19 protein-coding genes are annotated in these 18,883 nt (G+C 60.2%); 6 read left to right on the top strand and 13 right to left on the bottom strand.

Annotation, left to right across the window (positions count from 1 at the left end):
- Positions 1-162: 162 nt before the first annotated feature.
- From plsB to BLR69_RS27940, 3 genes are read left to right on the top strand one after another with little or no spacing between them, the layout of a single operon-like run.
- Positions 163-2,667 carry a glycerol-3-phosphate 1-O-acyltransferase PlsB gene (gene plsB, locus BLR69_RS27950; protein ID WP_071496951.1) on the top strand — a complete coding sequence of 835 codons (2,505 nt, stop codon included), beginning with the start codon at positions 163-165 and terminating at the stop codon, positions 2,665-2,667.
- Positions 2,668-2,718: 51 nt separating this feature from the next.
- Entirely contained in the window at positions 2,719-3,120 is a 402-nt protein-coding gene (locus BLR69_RS27945) for a YbaY family lipoprotein (protein ID WP_071496952.1), read from the top strand.
- A gap of 22 nt (positions 3,121-3,142) precedes the next feature.
- Entirely contained in the window at positions 3,143-3,832 is a 690-nt protein-coding gene (locus BLR69_RS27940) for a DUF4197 domain-containing protein (RefSeq protein WP_071496953.1), read from the top strand.
- A 38-nt stretch (positions 3,833-3,870) separates the two neighbouring features.
- On the opposite strand, the gene BLR69_RS27935 is transcribed toward BLR69_RS27940, so the two are convergent.
- The 4 genes from BLR69_RS27935 to BLR69_RS27920 are packed head-to-tail and all read right to left on the bottom strand — an operon-like array spanning position 3,871 to position 7,279.
- The gene (locus BLR69_RS27935; RefSeq protein WP_071496954.1) at positions 3,871-4,464 is read right to left on the bottom strand and encodes a LysE family translocator; all 594 of its coding nucleotides are present in this window, start codon (positions 4,462-4,464) and stop codon (positions 3,871-3,873) included.
- 48 nt (positions 4,465-4,512) lie between these two features.
- A complete protein-coding gene (locus BLR69_RS27930; RefSeq protein WP_071496955.1) occupies positions 4,513-5,130 on the bottom strand; it encodes a LysE family translocator in 618 nt (205 codons plus the stop codon).
- Between the two features lie 22 nt (positions 5,131-5,152).
- On the bottom strand, positions 5,153-6,469 hold the full coding sequence (locus BLR69_RS27925) for a serine hydroxymethyltransferase (protein ID WP_083365832.1): 1,317 nt from the start codon (positions 6,467-6,469) through the stop codon (positions 5,153-5,155).
- A gap of 45 nt (positions 6,470-6,514) precedes the next feature.
- Positions 6,515-7,279 (bottom strand): HalD/BesD family halogenase, encoded by a 765-nt coding sequence (locus tag BLR69_RS27920; RefSeq protein WP_071496957.1) that lies wholly within the window; start codon positions 7,277-7,279, stop codon positions 6,515-6,517.
- Positions 7,280-7,448: 169 nt separating this feature from the next.
- Here BLR69_RS27920 and BLR69_RS27915 point away from each other — a divergent pair, with 169 nt between their 5' ends.
- Positions 7,449-7,904 carry an Lrp/AsnC family transcriptional regulator gene (locus BLR69_RS27915; RefSeq protein ID WP_071496958.1) on the top strand — a complete coding sequence of 152 codons (456 nt, stop codon included), beginning with the start codon at positions 7,449-7,451 and terminating at the stop codon, positions 7,902-7,904.
- A 112-nt stretch (positions 7,905-8,016) separates the two neighbouring features.
- Here the strand turns inward: BLR69_RS27915 and BLR69_RS27910 are convergent, their stop codons facing one another.
- Complete coding sequence (locus tag BLR69_RS27910) at positions 8,017-11,082, bottom strand: efflux RND transporter permease subunit (RefSeq protein ID WP_071496959.1); 3,066 nt, start codon at positions 11,080-11,082, stop codon at positions 8,017-8,019.
- Between the two features lie 6 nt (positions 11,083-11,088).
- Positions 11,089-12,189, bottom strand: coding sequence for an efflux RND transporter periplasmic adaptor subunit (locus tag BLR69_RS27905; protein ID WP_071496960.1), 1,101 nt, complete (start codon positions 12,187-12,189; stop codon positions 11,089-11,091).
- Between the two features lie 93 nt (positions 12,190-12,282).
- On the opposite strand from BLR69_RS27905, the gene BLR69_RS27900 reads away from it, so the two are divergent.
- Positions 12,283-12,918, top strand: a complete 636-nt coding sequence (locus tag BLR69_RS27900; protein WP_071496961.1) for a TetR/AcrR family transcriptional regulator — start codon at positions 12,283-12,285, stop codon at positions 12,916-12,918.
- Positions 12,919-12,955: 37 nt separating this feature from the next.
- Here the strand turns inward: BLR69_RS27900 and BLR69_RS27895 are convergent, their stop codons facing one another.
- The gene (locus BLR69_RS27895) at positions 12,956-13,738 is read right to left on the bottom strand and encodes a class I SAM-dependent methyltransferase (RefSeq protein ID WP_071496962.1); all 783 of its coding nucleotides are present in this window, start codon (positions 13,736-13,738) and stop codon (positions 12,956-12,958) included.
- Positions 13,739-13,834: 96 nt separating this feature from the next.
- Between BLR69_RS27895 and BLR69_RS27890 the strand changes: the two genes are divergently transcribed.
- Entirely contained in the window at positions 13,835-14,455 is a 621-nt protein-coding gene (locus BLR69_RS27890) for an energy transducer TonB (protein WP_071496963.1), read from the top strand.
- 3 nt (positions 14,456-14,458) lie between these two features.
- Here the strand turns inward: BLR69_RS27890 and BLR69_RS27885 are convergent, their stop codons facing one another.
- The 6 genes from BLR69_RS27885 to adk all read right to left on the bottom strand — a co-directional run bounded on the left by BLR69_RS27885 (position 14,459) and on the right by adk (position 18,750).
- Complete coding sequence (locus BLR69_RS27885) at positions 14,459-15,157, bottom strand: extensin-like domain-containing protein (RefSeq protein WP_071496964.1); 699 nt, start codon at positions 15,155-15,157, stop codon at positions 14,459-14,461.
- A gap of 3 nt (positions 15,158-15,160) precedes the next feature.
- Positions 15,161-15,988: an isocitrate lyase/PEP mutase family protein gene (locus tag BLR69_RS27880; protein ID WP_071496965.1), complete on the bottom strand. Its 828-nt coding sequence runs from the start codon at positions 15,986-15,988 to the stop codon at positions 15,161-15,163.
- A 27-nt stretch (positions 15,989-16,015) separates the two neighbouring features.
- Positions 16,016-16,876, bottom strand: a complete 861-nt coding sequence (locus BLR69_RS27875) for a DUF72 domain-containing protein (protein ID WP_071496966.1) — start codon at positions 16,874-16,876, stop codon at positions 16,016-16,018.
- A complete protein-coding gene (locus tag BLR69_RS27870) occupies positions 16,876-17,166 on the bottom strand; it encodes a hypothetical protein (protein WP_071496967.1) in 291 nt (96 codons plus the stop codon). The genes BLR69_RS27875 and BLR69_RS27870 overlap by 1 nt, the downstream gene beginning before the upstream one ends.
- A 160-nt stretch (positions 17,167-17,326) precedes the next feature.
- Positions 17,327-18,013: a tRNA (adenosine(37)-N6)-threonylcarbamoyltransferase complex dimerization subunit type 1 TsaB gene (gene tsaB / locus BLR69_RS27865; RefSeq protein WP_071496968.1), complete on the bottom strand. Its 687-nt coding sequence runs from the start codon at positions 18,011-18,013 to the stop codon at positions 17,327-17,329.
- An 89-nt stretch (positions 18,014-18,102) separates the two neighbouring features.
- Positions 18,103-18,750 (bottom strand): adenylate kinase, encoded by a 648-nt coding sequence (gene adk / locus BLR69_RS27860; protein ID WP_010212617.1) that lies wholly within the window; start codon positions 18,748-18,750, stop codon positions 18,103-18,105.
- Positions 18,751-18,883: the final 133 nt, after the last annotated feature.

Genomic DNA, 18,883 nt, shown 5'->3' with positions numbered 1-18,883 from the left:
TTTTTATTGTTGAGTCAGTCGCATTGAACTGCCGAGTATAAGACAGGCTCAAAAACGATCAACTCAAGTTTACTTCGCTGCTTTTTTGCCGATTTTCGGCGAATACGGCACACTACCCACCCGAGCGCCTGCTCGGTTTTTTCCACTTGAAGCAGCACGCCTATGACCCGCTCCCCGTTCCGCCGTCTAGTGTTTGGCACCTTGCGCCGACTGTTGTACCTCTGGGTTCGCTCGGAGACGATCAACCAGTCGTCCCTAACCCTTAACCTGGACCGCAGCCGGCCGGTGTTCTACGTCCTGCAATCGCCCTCCCTCACCGAATTGGCCGTGGTCGATGCCGAGTGCACCAAGGCCGGCCTGCCACGCCCGGTGCTGCCGGTGTCGGTCGGCCCGCTGATGGAACCGGCGGCATTCTTCTACCTCACCCCGGAGCCGGACTGGCTCGGCCGCCAGGACAAGCGCGGCGCACCGCCCACGCTGACCCGCCTGGTGGATACCCTCAGCGAACACGCCGAAGAGAATGCACAAATCATTCCGGTCAGCGTGTTCTGGGGCCAGTCCCCCGAAAGCGAGTCCAGCCCGTGGAAGCTGTTGTTTGCCGACAGTTGGGCGGTCACCGGGCGTCTACGTCGCCTGTTGAGCATCCTGATTCTGGGTCGCAAGACCCGCGTGCAATTCTCTGCGCCAATCAACCTGCGTGAATTGATCGAGCACAATAAAGGGCACGAACGCACGGTGCGCATGGCCCAGCGCATCCTGCGTGTGCACTTTCGTAACCTGAAGACGGCGGTGATCGGTCCCGATCTGTCCCACCGGCGCAATCTGGTGAAGGGCCTGGTCAACATGCCGCTGGTGCGCCAGGCCATCATCGACGAGGCCGAACGGGAAAAGATCAGCCCGGAAAAAGCCAAGGCCCAGGCGTTGCGCTACGGCAACGAAATCGCCTCGGACTACACCTACACCGCGATCCGCTTTCTCGAAGTGGTGCTGAGCTGGTTCTGGAACAAGATCTACGACGGCATCAAGGTCAATAACATCGAAGGTGTGCAGAAGGTCGCCCAGGGCTACGAGGTGATCTACGTGCCTTGCCACCGCAGCCATATCGACTACCTGTTGCTGTCCTATTTGCTGTTCAAGAATGGCCTGACCCCACCGCACATCGCCGCCGGGATCAACCTGAACATGCCGGTAATCGGCAGCCTGCTGCGTCGTGGCGGTGCGTTTTTCATGCGCCGCACCTTCAAGGGAAACCCGCTGTACACCTCGGTGTTCAACGAATACCTGCACACTCTGTTCACCAAAGGCTTCCCGGTGGAGTACTTCGTCGAAGGCGGGCGCTCGCGCACCGGGCGCATGTTGCAACCGAAGACCGGGATGCTGGCGATCACCCTGCGCAGCTTCCTGCGCTCCTCGCGCATGCCGATCGTGTTCGTGCCGGTGTACATCGGCTATGAGCGCGTGCTCGAAGGTCGCACCTACCTCGGCGAGCTGCGCGGTGCGAGCAAGAAGAAAGAGTCGATCTTCGATATTTTCAAGGTGGTCGGCGCGCTCAAGCAGCGCTTTGGCCAGGTCGCGGTCAACTTCGGCGAGCCGATCAAGCTGGCCGAATTCCTCGACAGCGAACAACCGGACTGGCGCGCCCAGGAACTGGGCCCGAACTACAAGCCAGCCTGGCTCAACGAGACCACCAACCGCCTCGGCGAACAGGTGGCGCGTCACTTGAATGAAGCCGCCGCCGTGAACCCGGTGAACCTGGTCGCCCTCGCGCTGCTGTCCACCACGCGCCTGGCCCTGGACGAACAAGCCATGGCACGCCAGTTGGACCTGTACCTGGCGCTGCTGCGCCGCGTGCCGTATTCGCCGCACACTACGCTGCCCGAGGGCGATGGCCTGGCGCTGATCAAGCACGTCAAAGACATGGACCTGCTGTCGGAGCAGAGTGATGCCCTGGGCAAGATTCTGTACCTGGACGAGCAGAATGCCGTCCTGATGACCTACTACCGTAACAACGTGCTGCACATCTTCGCCCTGCCGGCGCTGCTGGCGAGTTTCTTCCAGAGCAGCTCGCGGATGAGCCGCGAGCAGATCCAGCGCTACACCCACGCGCTGTACCCGTACCTGCAATCGGAGCTGTTTATCCGCTGGTCGCTGGAAGAACTCGACAGCGTGATCGACCAGTGGCTGGAAGCCTTTGTCGAACAAGGCCTGCTGCGTTTCGAAAACAACGTGTACCTGCGCCCGGCGCCGAGTTCGCGGCACTTTGTGTTGCTGACGTTGCTGTCCAAGAGCATCGCCCAGACCCTGCAACGCTTCTACATGGCGATTTCGCTGCTGCTCAACAGCGGCCAGAACAGCATCAGCGCCGAAGAGCTGGAAGACCTGTGCACGATCATGGCCCAGCGCCTGTCGATCCTGCATGGCCTCAACGCCCCGGAATTCTTTGACAAGAGCCTTTTCCGACATTTCATCCAGACCTTGCTGGAGCAAGATGTGCTGCGCCGTGATGAAGCTGGCAAGTTGAGCTACCACGACCTGCTCGGCGAACTGGCCGAGGGCGCAGCCAAGCGCGTATTGCCGGCGGAGATTCGCCTGTCGATCCGCCAGGTGGCGTTGCATCGTGTGGATGGCGCAGCGGATGCACCTGTCGAACCTGAAGAAAGCCGCTAGATTTAAGAAGGCGCCGGTTGGATGCCGGCGCCGCTGAAAAGGAGCTGTACCATGAAAAAGATCATCCTCCTGGGCCTTACCGCCCTGCTCGGAGCCTGCCAGTCCATGAGCCCCACGCCCAAGGCCAGCCTCGATGGCGAAGTGTTCTACCTGCAACGCATCGCCCTGCCGCCGACCGCGACCTTGAGTGTCAGCCTGCAAGACGTTTCCCTGGCAGATGCACCGGCCGTGACCCTGGCCGAGCAGAAAGGCCCGGTCAAAGGCCAGGTGCCGCTGCCGTTTCACCTGAACTACGACCCGGCGCACGTCAAACCCGGCCACACCTACTCGGTGAGCGCTCGCATCGAAGTGGATGGCAAGCTACTGTTTATCACCACCGAGCGGCACGCTGTGCAGCTCAATGGTCAGGATCCTCAACCATTGCGTCTGCGCGTTGACGCGGTGGCCCACTGAATTCGATAAAAAGGAAGCGTCCATGCTCCGTAACTCCCTTCGCCTGACTGCCCTGTGTGCCGGCCTGCTGCTCGGTGCCAACGCCATGGCCCTGGACCTCAGCAGCCTGTCCCAGGGCGATGCCAGCGGCGGCCTCAAGGACGCCCTGACCCAAGGCGCGCAGATCGCCGTGAAGCAACTGGGTGTACCTGGTGGTTTCAGCAACAACCCGGAAGTGAAGATCGGCCTGCCAGGCAAGCTGGGCAAAGTCGCCGACAAGCTGAAAATGTTCGGCATGGGTGACCAGGTCACGCAGCTGGAAACCAGCATGAACAAGGCCGCTGAAACCGCCGTGACCCAGGCCCAGCCGATTCTGGTCAACGCCGTGAAGAACATGAGCGTGACCGACGCCAAGGGCATCCTCAGCGGCGGCCAGGATTCCGCCACCCAGTACCTGAACAAAAGCAGCCGTGAACAGATCCGCGCCAAGTTCCTGCCCATCGTCAAGGCCGCTACCGACAAGGTCGGCGTAGCTCAGCAGTACAATGCCCTGGCCGGCAAGGCTGCGGCTTTCGGTGCGGTGGACGCCAAGAGCGCCAATGTCGAGAACTATGTGACCGAGCAGGCACTGGACGGCCTGTTCAAGATGATTGCCAAGCAGGAAGAAACCATTCGTGAGAACCCGGCGGCGGCGGCCACCAGCCTGGCGAAGAAGGTGTTCGGCGCATTGTAATGCCCTGAAAGGATCGTTCCCTGCAATGGGGAGCGATCCTAATGCATCACTGAATCCGCAAGCCGCCCCACCATGATCGCCGCAAAACAGCCAATCGCGATGGAGGTTGCCCGATTGATCTTCAGCGGGGTCAGCCAGTTTCCTCGAATTCCCGCGAACCGACTGCCGAACAGAATCCACGCAGCCCCCACGGGTAAGATGACCAACGCCAGCGTACTCATGAAAGCCACATAACCCTGTAGCGTCACGAAAGCATCCATCGGCGCGATAAACGAAACAATCAGCAAGCCTTTGGGATTCATCACCGTCAGCAAAAAGAAATAGGGCCCTGAAAAACGGTCACAGGTCGGGCTGGCCACGCTGTTCTTGCGCTGCCACAGCATGCAGGAGAGATACAGCAGGTAAGCGGCTGCGACCAGTTGCGTGGCTTTGACAGCCCATGGCGACCAGGCGGCAATATAGAGCAGAGCACCGCCCCACACCGACACTTGAAGCAGATAGGCCAGGCACTCGATGAGTGCCAGGCGCCAGGAGGCTGCGAAGCCAAACAACACCCCTGCGCGCAGTAACAGGGTGTTGGTCGGGCCGGGCACTACCAGCAGCAACACCAATGCAGAAACGGTCCCTAACATGGGTTTATCCTCGGTCGGAAATGATCAAACGTCTTTCCACCGATAGCGCTACTGCGTCAGCGTGAACGACCAGGCGACCGTCGCTATCATCAAAAGCGCGAAGCTTACGTTAAGTACACGACTCCAAGTGGGATGGATGAACAACTTGCGCAACTTGCTGCCCACCAATAGCCACAAGAAGTCGAACACCACACAGACCAACAGGCAGATCGATGCCTTGGCAGCTTGCTCCCAGGCTGGCGCAGTGCCCAGGGTGAAACTGCCCAACAACGCCGCAAACGCTGCATACGCCTTGATGTTGGCGGCTCCCAGCACAAACCCCGCGCCCCAGCCAGGCGAAACGACAGCCTGTTCATCCTTGATGGGCGGCGCCGTGCCAATGCGATAGGCCAGCGACAAAATATACAGAATGGAAATACCGGTCAGTACCGTCGCCACTACCGGAAAGCTGTGCAGCACCACATACAGGCCCGTGCCCACCACTGTCATGGCAACCACCAGGCCCAACGTAATGCCCAGGAAAAACGCAACCGAACGCTTCATGCCATAAGCGGCACCGCTCGCCGCGAGCGCCAGCGTGGCCGGACCTGGGCTGGCCAGCAGGGCGATGGCAGCGACCGCGAATGTCAGCGTCGCCTGGTAAATGGAAACAACCGTGTCGGGCATACAAGTGTCCTGGGTTAATGACTTAGCGCGGCAGCCCATTTTCATGGCAGAAGTAGACCGTCCTGTGGTTCTTCATGAAATCGATCACACCGTTGGCGACCGCCATGGGGTCCTCCCTATGCAACAGCACCTTGGCAATCTGTTCGGCTATCCACGCCATCTCCCGCTCTTTCATCCCTAGCCGGGTGACTTCTACAGTGCCCAATCGAATGCCCGTTTCCTTGTAGGGATTGGCGTCCCAAGGCAGCGGCATTTCATTGGCGATGATGTTCGCCGCCTCCAGGCGCTGCACCGCCTCGCGGCCGCTGGCGAAGGGTTTTGAATCGATCACGATCTGATGGGTTCGGGTGTAGCCCTGGTCTCGATAAAAGGCCGTCACGCCCCGCAGGTCCAAGTGCCGGGCCAACGCCTGTGCGTTGCTCACCACTTGCTTCATATAGGCCGGCCCATACGCCAGCATCTCGGTCGCCGCCACCGCGAGCGCCGCAACCCGGTTGATCTGATGGCTGCCGGTCAGGGTGGGGAAAATCGCCTCATGCACAGGTGCCGTCAACGCGTCATCGTTCCACACCATCACGCCGCCCTGAGGGCCACTGAAGGTCTTTCCGGAAGAGCCGGTCATCAGGTCCGCCCCTTCGGCCAGTGGGTCTTGGAACAACCCGGCGCTGATCAAGCCCAGTTGATGGGCGGCGTCAAAATAGACCTTGCCTCCCCAGGGCGAGACGATCCCCTTGATGTCTGCCACGGGCAGGGGGAACAGGGTCAACGTCATGCCCAGCCCGATGACGGCAGGTTTCAAGGCCTGGGCAACCTCGCTGAAGCGGTTGAGATCGATATCCGCAGTCTTGTGTACGAAGGGAATATCCCAGACCTTGAGCCCGCGTACCCCGGGAGGTCCATTGGTTCGGTTGCTGGTATCACCGCCCCTGATCACCGGAACGGTCATGACATTGTCGCCTGGACGGGCCAATGCCGTGTAAGCCGCCAGCACAGCGGCCATACCGCCCAGCAATCGATGATCGGCATGCCGGACGCGCAAGGTGGTTTTCAACAGCTCCACACACAGCGATTCCAGTTCGTCGATATTCTTCATGCCAGAGAAAAACCGGTTGTCACGCCCAATGTGCCCACCTGAGGCGCGCGTGCCGACTTCACTGGACAGCAACGCGCGCACAGAGGGACTGGTTGGAGACTCGGCAGCCACGAGATTGATGCACTGTTGCCCGCGCCACTGGTCATTTCGAGCCACGGCCGCCCGGACCAGGTCAGCCATGGCTGCATGAGAGTGCGCCTGTGCAAGCAAGGCATTGGCGCGTTGGAGACATTGGATATCGTGCATGATCGTGCATCCCATGGGTTCAACTGACAACCAGGCAGACGTGTCCTACGTCAGGCTTTTTGCGGCCTCGGCGTGCTTGTCTTCCCACCAGCGGTCATTGCCGTGAAGGTTTCGGGCAAGATCTTTTTCTGCGGCCCACGTCATATTGAGGATGATCCGCGTGGCATCTTCATTCAGCGGAATGGTGCGGTGCAGGGTGGTGTCGGTGCGCAGGAAATAGATATCTCCCGTCTTGAAGCCGTAGGTCGCAATCGGATTACTGCACAGCAGTTCGTGGATCCGCGGGTTGGATTTGTCCCAAGAGGTGTGAGGCACACATTGCAGCATCCCGCCCTTGGCAATCGGGGGTGTTTCGATAATCCAGATCAGGGCAAAACTGTAATCGCCCCAGTGCCAGCCGTGGGTATCCCCCTTGCGTTCCTGTTTGGTGATCAGGAATTCCTCGTCCTTGGAGACGGATGCCACGATTGGCGTGCCTGCAATCAGGGACAAAGTACCGAGCAGTACTTCGGACTTCGACAGCGCGTTGATCAACGGACTGTTTTCAGCAATGAACTCGCTGCGCACCACGCTCATGTAGCGCGGTGTGTTATCGGTAGTTGCCAGATGCAAGTCGCGACGTTCAAGTTGATGATCAATCAAACTGTTAACTTCTGCCGTGATGAAGTTGCGCAGCTCATCATCGACGATATTACGCAGTTTTATAAAGCCGTCGCGAGAAAACTCATGACGCAAGGAAAACAGTTTCTCTTCGGTAAAATTATTATGGTGATGTTGTTGCAGGCGGGCCTCATCAAGTACGTAGTTCATTTCAATCCCTCGATAAATAGATCACGTTTAAATAACCGTGCAGTACTACGTATCACTGCACGCAAAAAAAACAATAGGCAGAGCGATTGAAAAAATCCATTCTTTTTTTATAGATCTATGGTATGTAAGATTTTCATGCTGTTTCATCAATGTTCGTAAGGTCCATCTAATGAAAAAGCTTACAAAGAGCGGCCACAAACTAGACCCGATCGACCGCGCTCTGATTGTTGCCCTTCACCAGAATGCCCGCACGTCTATCCGCGCGCTGAGTCGAGAGGTAGGTTTGTCTGCGCCGGGTTGCAGCGAACGCCTTAAGCGCCTGGAGATGGCGGGTGTTATATGCGGGTTTAGCGTAGAACTGGGCGCCGAGGCGCTGGGCTATGCACTTCAGGCATTAGTCAGAGTCAAACCCCTGACCGGGCAATTCCAAGAGGTTGAACTGTTACTCGCTACGATGGCGGAATGTGTGGTTTGTTACAAAATCACCGGAGACGACAGTTTCGTCTGTCATCTCTATACCGACTCCGTCAGCCACCTGGATTTGACACTACAAAAAATCGCCCCGCTGGCCGACACCAATACGTCAATTATAAAAACTGTCGACAAGAAACTACCTGCCCTTTAAGTAAACCGGTGGGAGATATTCAGGCTTTAACAGCAGTTATCGGATCTCAGGCTTTTCCCACTTTATCCAGTCGTTATCGGGCGCGGCGATAACACACACGCCCGACAATACGTTAATGCACTGGCTTCCTGACCCTGAACCAGGCCGCGTAAAGTGCGGGCAAAAACAGCAACGTCAACGCAGTCGCCACAATCAACCCGCCCATGATCGCCACGGCCATTGGCCCGAAGAACACACTGCGCGACAACGGGATCATCGCCAATACCGCCGCGAGGGCTGTCAGCACAATCGGACGGAAGCGCCGGACGGTGGCTTCAATGATTGCTTGCCATGGCGCCAGGCCGGCCTTGATGTCCTGCTCGATCTGGTCCACCAGGATCACCGAGTTACGCATGATCATCCCCGACAGGGCGATGGTGCCGAGCATGGCAACGAAACCGAAGGGCTGGCGGAATACCAGCAGGAACAAAGTCACCCCGATCAAGCCCAGCGGTGCCGTCAGAAACACCATCGCGGTGCGTGAGAAACTGCGCAACTGCAGCATCAACAAGGTCAGCACGACCACGATAAACAGCGGCACCCCGGCTTTCACCGAGTTCTGTCCTCGAGCGGAATCCTCCACGGTCCCGCCCACGTCGAGCAGGTAGCCATCCGGCAGTTCGGCACGCACGCCTTCCAGGGTCGGCAGGATCTGCTGGACCAATGTCGCGGGCTGTTCCTTGCCATAGATATCGGCGCGTACGGTCACCGTCGGGAGGCGGTTGCGGTGCCAGATGATGCCTTCTTCGAAGCCGTATTCGAGGGTGGCGATCTGCGACAGCGCGACGCTTTTGCCGTTGTCCGTCGGCACAGCCAGGCTCGGCAGCAACGAGAGTTCGGTGCGTTCGTGGACGGTGCCGCGCAGCAGGATTTCGATCAACTCGTTGTCCTCGCGGTATTGGCTGACGCTGGAGCCGGTCAACGAACTCTGCAGAAATTTCGACAGGTTGGCCGTACTCACGCCAAGGGCACGGGCGCGGTCCTGGTCGATATTGAGGTAGACGATCTTGCTCGGCTCTTCCCAGTCCAGGTGCACGTTGACCACGTGAGGGTTTTCACGAACCTTGGCCGCCACTTTACGGGCGAGCGCGCGGACCTCTTCGATATGTTCGCCGGTCACCCGGAACTGCACCGGGTAACCCACGGGCGGGCCGTTTTCCAGGCGGGTAACCCGTGAACGCAGGTCGGGGAATTGTTCGTTGAGGGTTTCGATCAGCCAGGTGCGCAGGCTTTCGCGCTCTTCGATGGTTTTGGCCAGCACCACGAACTGGGCAAAACTGGCGGCCGGCAGTTGTTGATCCAGCGGCAGGTAGAAACGCGGCGATCCAGTACCGACATAGGCCACGTAGTTGTCGATGCCAGCGTGATCCTTGAGCAGCTTTTCCAAGCGTTTGACCTGGTCAGCGGTGTTGCTCAGCGAGGCGCCTTCGGCCAGTTTCAGGTCGACCATCAATTCCAGGCGACCGGAGGCCGGGAAGAACTGCTGTGGCACAAAACGGAACAGCGCGACCGAGCCGATAAACAGCAACAGGGTCAGGACGATCACGGTTTTGCGGCGACGCACGCACCACTCCACCAAACGTCTTACGCGCTGGTAGAACGGTGTGCCGTAGGGATCAGGACCATCGGTGCCATGTTTGGCTGCGTGAATTTTCGCCAGGTCCGGCAGGAGCTTTTCCCCCAGGTAGGGCACAAACACCACAGCGGCAACCCACGAGGCGAGCAGCGCAATGGTCACCACCTGGAAGATCGAACGGGTGTATTCGCCGGTGCTCGACTGCGCGGTGGCAATCGGCAGGAAGCCGGCGGCGGTGATCAACGTACCGGTGAGCATCGGGAACGCGGTGCTGGTCCAGGCAAAGCTGGCGGCCTTGAGCCGGTCGTAGCCCTGCTCCATTTTGATCGCCATCATCTCCACGGCGATGATCGCGTCGTCCACCAGCAGGCCCAACGCCAACACCAGTGCGCCCAGGGAAATCTTGTGCAGGCCGATGCCGAGGTAATACATGGTGGCAAACGTCATCGCCAGCACCAGCGGAATCGCCAGGGCCACCACCATGCCGGTGCGCACGCCGAGAGAGAAGAAACTCACCAGCAACACGATGGCCAGCGCCTCGGCCAGTACCTGCACGAATTCGCCGACGCTGGTTTTCACCGCCGCCGGTTGGTCCGACACCTTGCGCAACTCCATACCCGCAGGGAGGTTCTTCTGCAGGCGTGCGAATTCACCTTCCAGGGCTTTACCCAATACCAGGATGTCTCCGCCGTCGCGCATCGCCACGGCCAGGCCAATCGCGTCTGCGCCCATGTAGCGCATGCGTGGTGCCGGTGGGTCGTTGAAACCCCGGTGGATGTCGGCCACATCGCCGATGCGGAAGGTGCGGTCACCCACGCGAATCGGGAAATTGCGGATCTCTTCCACGCTCTTGAAGTTGCCCGATACACGCAGTTGCACACGTTCACTCGGGGTTTCGAAGAAGCCCGCAGTGGAGACCGCGTTCTGCTCTTGCAACGCTTGTTGCACCGCTGCCAAAGGCAAACCGAGGGTGGCCAGCTTGAGGTTGGACAGCTCGATCCAGATTTTTTCGTCCTGCAGGCCGAGCAGCTCGACCTTGCCCACATCAGCCACGCGCTGCAGTTGAATCTGGATGCGGTCGGCATAGTCCTTAAGCACGGCGTAGTCGAAACCGTCGCCGGTCAGGGCGTAGATATTGCCGAAGGTGGTGCCGAATTCATCGTTGAAAAACGGCCCCTGAATGTCCGGCGGCAAGGTCTGGCGGATGTCGCTGATCTTCTTGCGCACCTGGTACCACAGTTCGGGAATCTGCACAGAGTGCATGGAGTCGCGAGCAATGAAGGTGACAGTGGACTCACCTGGGCGAGAAAAAGAGACGATGCGTTCGTACTCGCCGGTCTCCATGAGTTTTTTCTCGATGCGTTCGGTGACCTGCCGCGAGACTTCCTGCGCCGTTGCGCCAGGCCAGTTGGTCTTGATGACCATGGCCTTGAAGGTGAACGGCGGGTCTTCACTTTGCCCCAGCTTGGAGTAGGACAAGGTGCCGACCACTGCCAGCAGGATCATCAGGAACAGTACGATCTGGCGATTGCGCAACGCCCATTCGGAAAGATTGAAACCCATCGGGGACTACTCCTTGGCCGCCAGATTCACCACACGGTTGGAGCGGTCCACCGGGCGTACTTGCTGGCCCTCGTGAAGCACGTGTACACCGGCAGCGATCACCCAATCTGTCGGGGCCAGGCCTTCCAGGACCGGGACGGTTTTTTCACCGAAGGCACCAATGCGCACCGGCGTGCGCTTGAGCGTGTTGTCGGGCTGCACGCGCCAGACGTAGGACGCACCGTTCTCCGCACTGAGGGCAGACAGCGGCACCGACAACGGAACATCGCCGTCGACCTGTATGAATACGCGCGCGCTCTGGCCCAGTTCAGCCGGGACCTTGCCGCCGGTAAATGCCACGCGAGCCGCAAACGTCCGCGACTTGGGGTCGGCCGCCGGTGACAGCTCGCGAATACGCCCGGTAAAACGCTGATCCGGCTGGCTCCACAGCTCTACCGACACCGGCTGGCCGATCTTGAAGCGGCCAAAACCTTGTTCCGGCAGACTGATCAGCACTTCGCGCTCGCCATCGGTAGCCAGGGTGAACACGGTTTGCCCGGCGGACACCACTTGGCCGACTTCCACCGCACGCTTGGCCACCACCCCGTCCTGAGGCGCACGTAGAACGGCATAGCCGGCCTGGTTGCTGGCCACGTCGAACTCGGCCTTGATCTGCTTGAGGCGTGCTTCACCGGATCGGTAGAGGTTTTCGGAGTTGTCGTACTGGGAACGGCTGACCATCTGACGGTCCATCAGGGTCTTGTAGCGGTCGCGCTCGGCGCGGACCAGGCTCAGGTTGGCTTCGGCGGCGGCGACTTGGGCACGGGTCGCTTCCAGCTGCAGGCGCACGTCCTGAGGGTCGAGTTCCGCCAGCGGCTGGTTGGCCTTGACCCGTTCGCCCTCCTCCACCCAGCGCTTGCTGACTTTGCCACCGATGCGAAAGGCCAGATCCGGTTCATAGCGCGCACGCACTTCGCCGGGGTAGCTGTCCGTCGATTGCGAAGAAGGCTGTGGCTGCACCACCATGGCCGGGCGGATGGTAATCTGGGCCGCTTCTTCATGGCCGCAGGCGGCCAACAGCACGACCAAACTGACAGGCAAAGCAAAGGGCAGGAAAGTACTGCGCATGCTGTAGGACCTTTCGCAAGTAGAGCTAGGAATAATTATACTGGCGGGTATGGTATTAATACCAAACTCACCAGTCCAGTATTAAAGGTGAAAATGTCCGACAATCCTCTGAACACCAATAGCCCCGGGCGCCCCAAGGACATGGCAAAACGCCAGGCAATCCTCGAAGCAGCGAAAATCCTGTTTTTGAGCAATGGCTACGCCAGTACCAGCATGGACGCGGTGGCACTGGAAGCCGGCGTGTCGAAACTGACCGTCTATAGCCACTTCAACGATAAAGAGACCTTGTTCACCGCCGCCGTGGTGGCCAAGTGCGAAGAACAACTGCCGGTGATGTACTTCGAGTTGCCCGAGGGCATACCCGTACAAACTGTGCTGTTGAATATCGCGCGGGGGTTCCATCGGCTGATCAACAGTGAAGAGTCGGTCAACCTGCATCGCCTGATGATGACCACCGGCAACCAGGACGTGAAACTCTCGCAGATCTTCTTCGAGGCCGGCCCCATGCGCATGCTGCAGGGCATGGAACGCCTGCTCGGCAAGATCGACCAGAGCGGCGCGCTGAGCATCGACAAGCCCTTTACGGCGGCCGAGCATTTCTTCTGCCTGCTCAAGGGCACGGCGAATTTCTGCTTGCTGTATGGCTGCGGCGGGCAACTGAGTGAAGAGGCCGCCGAAGCCCATGTGCAAGAGGTGGTGGGGTTGTTTATGCGGGCCTACAGGCCGTAACCCATTCTCTGTGGCTCACCACAGGGCATTTTCAGTCTTAGGGCTTGAGCGCTTTTTTAGGGTAGATGTCATAGCGACTGGATTTGCCATCCAGCGCATGACTCGGCTTGGGTCCCTCGATGCACGGCGCCTTGCGCGGGCGCTTGACCACCACGCGGTGGCTGGCCAGGGCCAGGGCGGCAGCCAGCAGCGCCGGCGCATCGGGATCATCCCCCACCAACGGCCGGAACAGGCGCATTTCCTTCTTCACCAGGGCAGTTTTCTCACGGTGCGGGAACATCGGGTCGAGGTAGATCACCTGGGGCGGCTCGCCTTCCCAGTTGCGCATTACGTCGATGGAGTTGCCCTTGAGCAGCTTCATGCGCGCCACGATCGGTGCCACTTCAAAATCATCCGCGCCGCGCGCCAGGCCATCTTCGAGCAAGGCGCCGATCAGCGGCTGGCGCTCGATCAGGCTCATCTCGCACCCCAGGCTGGCCAGTACAAAAGCGTCCTTGCCCAGGCCGGCCGTAGCGTCGAGCACTCGTGGGCGCACGCCTTGAGCGATGCCCACGGCCTTGGCGATCATCTGCCCGCTACCGCCACCATAGAGGCGCCGATGCGCCGCGCCGCCTTCGACAAAATCCACGCGCACCGGCCCTGGCGCGTCAGCCCCGAGCTGTTGCAATTGCAGGCCATGCTCCCCCACTTGCAGGGAAAAGTCCGCATCTGCCTGCTGCAAAGGCAAGCCAAGCCGCTGCGCCCATTGCTCGGCGCGGGCCTGGAAAACCTCGCCCAAGGCCTCGACCTGGATGCGGCTGGCCGCTGGTTGTTCGCTCATCAATCGCTACGCTCAAAAATATTAAGGATCGGCAAACAGCGGCCGATAAAAACAACAGTCAGGTATTTTGCCAGAGCTGAGCGTCGACCGAGAAAAATGTCAGACATTCTTCCCCTAACCATCGGTGTACTGCCGACCCACAACCACTACGGCCTGCGCAATACTCAAGCGCTGGCCGGGGTGAGTCATGTGTGGCAGGACTTCTTCGCCCGAGCACTGGCCGAACAGCTCGGCGATACGCCCGACGCACTCACCGTGCAGACGCCAGCACCGGCGGACCCAGCGGTAGAGCCCAGCGCCGGTGCCGACCTGCTGTCGCAGATTCTCACCCAGCGTGAGTGCGACGTGAAAGACACCGAGATTGCTCCACCGGAGCCGCTGTTCCTGCCGATTGCCGAGTTCGAGACCGACCTGTTGCCACCGGCCGCCACACCGTTCCCGGAAGAAGAAATCGTCGCCCAGCAACGCCAGCAGAACTTCGAAAGCGGATGGGTCCGCCCCATCGTACTGACGGCCGGCCAGCCGTTGCCGGAACCGGGTCCAGCCCCGGAGCCGCGCCCTCTGCACCTGCCCATCGCAGAATTCGAACTGGACCTGCTGCCTCCAGCCGCCACGCCGTACCCAACCGAAGAACTGGTCGCGCAACAAAAAGCCCTGGACTTCGACTACTACTGGGCTCGCCCACTGGTCACCCAGAACCTGCGCCTGGCCGCCTAAGCCTCAGCGACACACCCACCAACGCCCCATATCCAGATGGAAATGGTTGCGGTGCGCGGCGTTGTAGTCAGGGCTGAGCACGACATTGAAATCATCACAGGCGCTATCGCGGACCTGACGCAGGAACCGTGCCTTATCGCCCTCCCCTGGCCAGTCCTTGAGCACGCTGATGCTGCGCCCATCCGCCAGGCGAAAACCGGCGATGTCGAGCGCGTTGGCTGACGCATGCTGGCTGAGTCGCCCTTCGGCACGGTTATAGATAGTGCGACAGGCAAAGCTGCCCAGGTGATCGACCCGCGTCACTGCCTGGCCGAATACCGCCTGGGCCGCCGGTTGCAAGCTGTGCCGCTCAAACAGGGCGAACGCCACCGCCAGTGGGCAACTGGCGAGAAAGCTACTGCTCAGCCCAACCGCCGCACTCTGTACGCGCAAGGTATTGCGCAAGGGGCAAGCGGCATCTGCCGGCGAATCCGCCTGATGACTGACGCGCAGGCCCGAGGTTTCCAGCACCTGTTCGCACAATGCCGGGTCATCCTGTAGACGGCCCAGCTTGTAGCGAGTCAAGAAGTTCGGGTTGGCGCGTACGTCCAGCGGTGCCCACGGGTTCCAATCGGCCGGTAGTGGCACCCATCCACGCCAGACCCCCACGGCAACGGCACCCGCCAGGATCAGCAGCAGGCCCAGCACTTTGAAAAAACGCACCGCTTAGCCCTTGAAGAATTGGTTGGCCTGGCTGAACGGCATCTTGCGCTCGGTGAAGGTAAACGTGCCCAACTCATACACTTCCTGCGCGGCGCGGTAGAACTCGCCGTAGGCCGCCAACGCCAGGGCCGAGCCGACGCTGATCCGCCGCACGCCCATCTCGCTCAACTGCGCGACACTCAGGTTCAAGCCGCCGGACATCAGCACATTCACCGGTTTGGGCGCCACCGCCTTGACCACCGCCAGCACTTCCTCGGCACTGCGCAGGGCCGGGGCATACAGCACGTCGGCACCGGCTTCGGCGTAGGCTTGCAGGCGGCGGATGGTGTCGGGCAAATCCAGGCGGCCATGCAGGAGGTTTTCCGCACGGGCCGTCAGGGTGAACGGGAATGGCAGGCTGCGCGCGGCAGCCACCGCGGCTTCGACGCGCTCGACGGACAGATCGAAAGGATAGATCGGATCAGCAGCAATGCCCGTGGCGTCTTCGATGGAGCCGCCGATGATACCGGTGGCGGCGGCACGCAGGATGGTCTGGGCGCAGCCTTCGGGAGTGTCGCTGAAGCCGTTTTCCAGGTCCGCCGCTACCGGCAACGCCGTGGCATTGGCAATCATGCCGGCGTTGATCAAGGTGTCTTCCAGGGATAACGCTCCTTCCGCATCCGTGCGCCCCAGGCTGAACGCGTACCCCGCACTGGTGGTGGCCAGCGCTTCAAAACCCAGGCTGGCCAGCATCACCGCGGAGCCTGCGTCCCACGGGTTGGGCATCACGAACGCACGGTCGCGCTCATGCAAGGCTTTGAAGGTTTCGGCGCGAAGGGTTTGGGCATCCATGTCGGGCTCCTGGCGGAAAAAGGAACCCTAGAGTAACCCCAGTTGCTCCACGGCGGGGGCACGATCCAACACTGGCAATGCGGGCAAACCCGGCAGGCGGGCCATCAACTGATCATGGAAACGCAGCGCCAGTTGGGCGGCAAGGCGATTATCCGAAGTGTGCAGGAACACGTAGGGTGTGCGGCCTTCTTCAATCCAACCGGCGACTTTTTCCACCCACGGCACCAGGAACGGGTCGTTGGCTTCCAATTCGGGATGCCCGATAAAACGCACTTGGGGAAACTGCGTCAGGGCCGCCGGCCGGGTTGGCACCTTGGGCTTTTTCGATTGGGCGTGCAGCACGGCGGCTGACGTGGACGTGCAACTGAACAATGCGCGGGGGTCCAGGCAGATGCGCTCAACGCCCCGATCCCGTAGCAAGCGGTTAAGCATGCGCTCGGCGTCGCCTTTGGCGAAGAATTCCGAATGACGCACTTCCACCGCCATCGGCCGCTCCAGGCCATCGATGAAACCTGCCAACTCCCCCAGGCGCTGCGGGGTGAACGTCGCGGGCAGTTGCAACCACAGGGGCGATACCCGCTCGCCCAACGGGCTCATCAGGCCCACGAAGCTTTCCGCTGCCGGTAGTTGCTCGATCAGGTTGCCGCTGTGGCTGATGTCACCGGGAAATTTGGCCGTGAAGCGGAAGTCGTCAGGCATGATTTCGGCCCAGCGCTGCACGGTGGCGGCTGAGGGGCGGGCATAAAACGTGGTGTTGCCTTCGACGGCGTTGAAGACTTGGGAGTAGAGCGCGAGGTAGTCGCTGGAACGGGCATCGGCGGGGTACAGGTATTCACGCCAGGCGTTTTCACTCCAGGACGGGCAACCGAGGTAATAAGGCAGACGCATCAGATGTGGATATCGAGACCCAGCACTTCCATATCCCATTCGACAAAGCCGGCAGTGGTCAGGTAGCTGGCCAGGGCGGTGGCAACGCTTTTGCTCATGGAGCGTGGGAAGACCATATCTTGCTGACGGGCGGGAAGACCGCTGATACGCGCTTGGGCATTGGCCTGTGCATCGGCTTGGACGTCGATGAAATCCGGCGAGTCCTCGACGGAGTCGTCCACCGTGACGTTCGCCTTACGCGGCTTGCGCTTGATTGGGTAAGACTGTGAGGAAAAGCCATCAATACGCATGGGCGCGAACTCGCTATCAGTAATGGCATTTTAGTGGCGCAATCCGTAGCGCGCAAATGCTCTGGTGATAACTAGAACACATAATTTGAAAAAGGTTTAAAACCAGGGGCAAATTCTGACGATTGGTGAATTTAGCCCCAAACTGCCATCATTTTTGGCGTCAAATAATCCCGCGCTCTGCCTTGGTCTGCGCCACTTTATCGCGCAGATAGACCGGCGCCGCCTGGTCCGCCGGAATCGCCTCGCCACGCTCAAAAGCAAAACGTGCCAGTGTCAGCAAGTCCTCGGCGTGAGGCAACATCGTCGCGTCCTGGCCCACCAACGGCACAACGATGCGCTCCCCATACCCCCAACCGGTGCCAGCACCGAACCAATCGCCGCTGGCGTCAGCAGGCAGTTGCGATGACTCCGGCGGCTGCACGGCTTCCACGCCGACCAGACGCATCTCGCCCGCCGTTTCGCGGTAGCAACCCCAATACACTTCATCCATGCGCGCATCGATAGCGGCCGCCACCTGCCGGGCGCCATGTTCACGCAAGGCGCGCTGGGCCAGCACGGCCAGGTTGGACACCGGCAACACCGGACGCTCCAGCGCAAACGCCAGGCCCTGCACCACGCCGATGGCGATGCGCACGCCGGTAAACGCACCCGGGCCGCGACCGAAAGCGATTGCATCGACCGCGGCCAGCGTGGTGCCGGCGTCTTCCAGCAGTTGCTTGATCATCGGCAACAGCTTCTGCGCGTGCAGGCGCGGGATCACCTCGTAGTGGCTCGTTACCTTGCCATCGTGCAGCAAGGCAACGGAGCAAGCTTCAGTCGCGGTGTCCAGGGCCAGCAGGGTGCTCATCGGTGTAGGTGTCCAAGTCGAAAAAAGTGCGCCAGTATAAACAACAACGGCCCGCAAGCGGGCCGTTATCCGTGAAGCCGGTCGAGAGATCAGCTCAGTGCTTGCAGCACTTTGGCAGTGATCGCTTCAACCGAGCCGACGCCAGGAATGTGGCTGTACTTCGGCTTGCCCTGGGCGGCGGACAGCTTCTGGTAGAAGTCCACCAGCGGCTTGGTCTGGGAGTGGTAGACCGACAGGCGATGACGCACGGTTTCTTCGGTGTCGTCTTTGCGCTGCACCAGGTCTTCACCGGTGACGTCGTCCTTGCCTTCAACCTTCGGCGGGTTGTAGACGGTGTGGTACACGCGGCCCGAGGCTTCGTGAACGCGACGACCGGCAATACGCTGGACGATTTCTTCGTCTTCAACCGCGATTTCGACCACGGCATCCAACTCGACGCCCGCCTTCACCAGGGCTTCAGCCTGGGGAATGGTGCGCGGGAAGCCGTCGAACAGGAAACCGTTCTTGCAGTCTTCCTGGCTGATGCGTTCCTTGACCAGGTTGATGATCAAGTCATCGGAAACCAGGCCACCGCTGTCCATCACGCTCTTGGCGATCAGGCCCAGCTCGGTGCCGGCCTTGACGGCCGCACGCAGCATGTCGCCGGTGGAGATTTGTGGAATGCCGAATTTTTCAGTGATGAACTTTGCCTGAGTACCTTTACCGGCCCCGGGAGCTCCCAGCAGAATGACGCGCATTGATGTGCTCCTCAATTTTTTATAGAGATGACGCTCGGATTCGCCGCGGCGGGCCAATCGCGTAAAAATAGAATTCGGGCCGCCCAAACGGCCAAAGGCTGATCAAGATACACAGCAGGCCTTAAGCACACAA

Source organism: Pseudomonas azotoformans (genome assembly GCF_900103345.1).
Lineage (GTDB): Bacteria > Pseudomonadota > Gammaproteobacteria > Pseudomonadales > Pseudomonadaceae > Aquipseudomonas > Aquipseudomonas azotoformans.
This window is presented reverse-complemented; position numbering and strand designations above follow the sequence as displayed.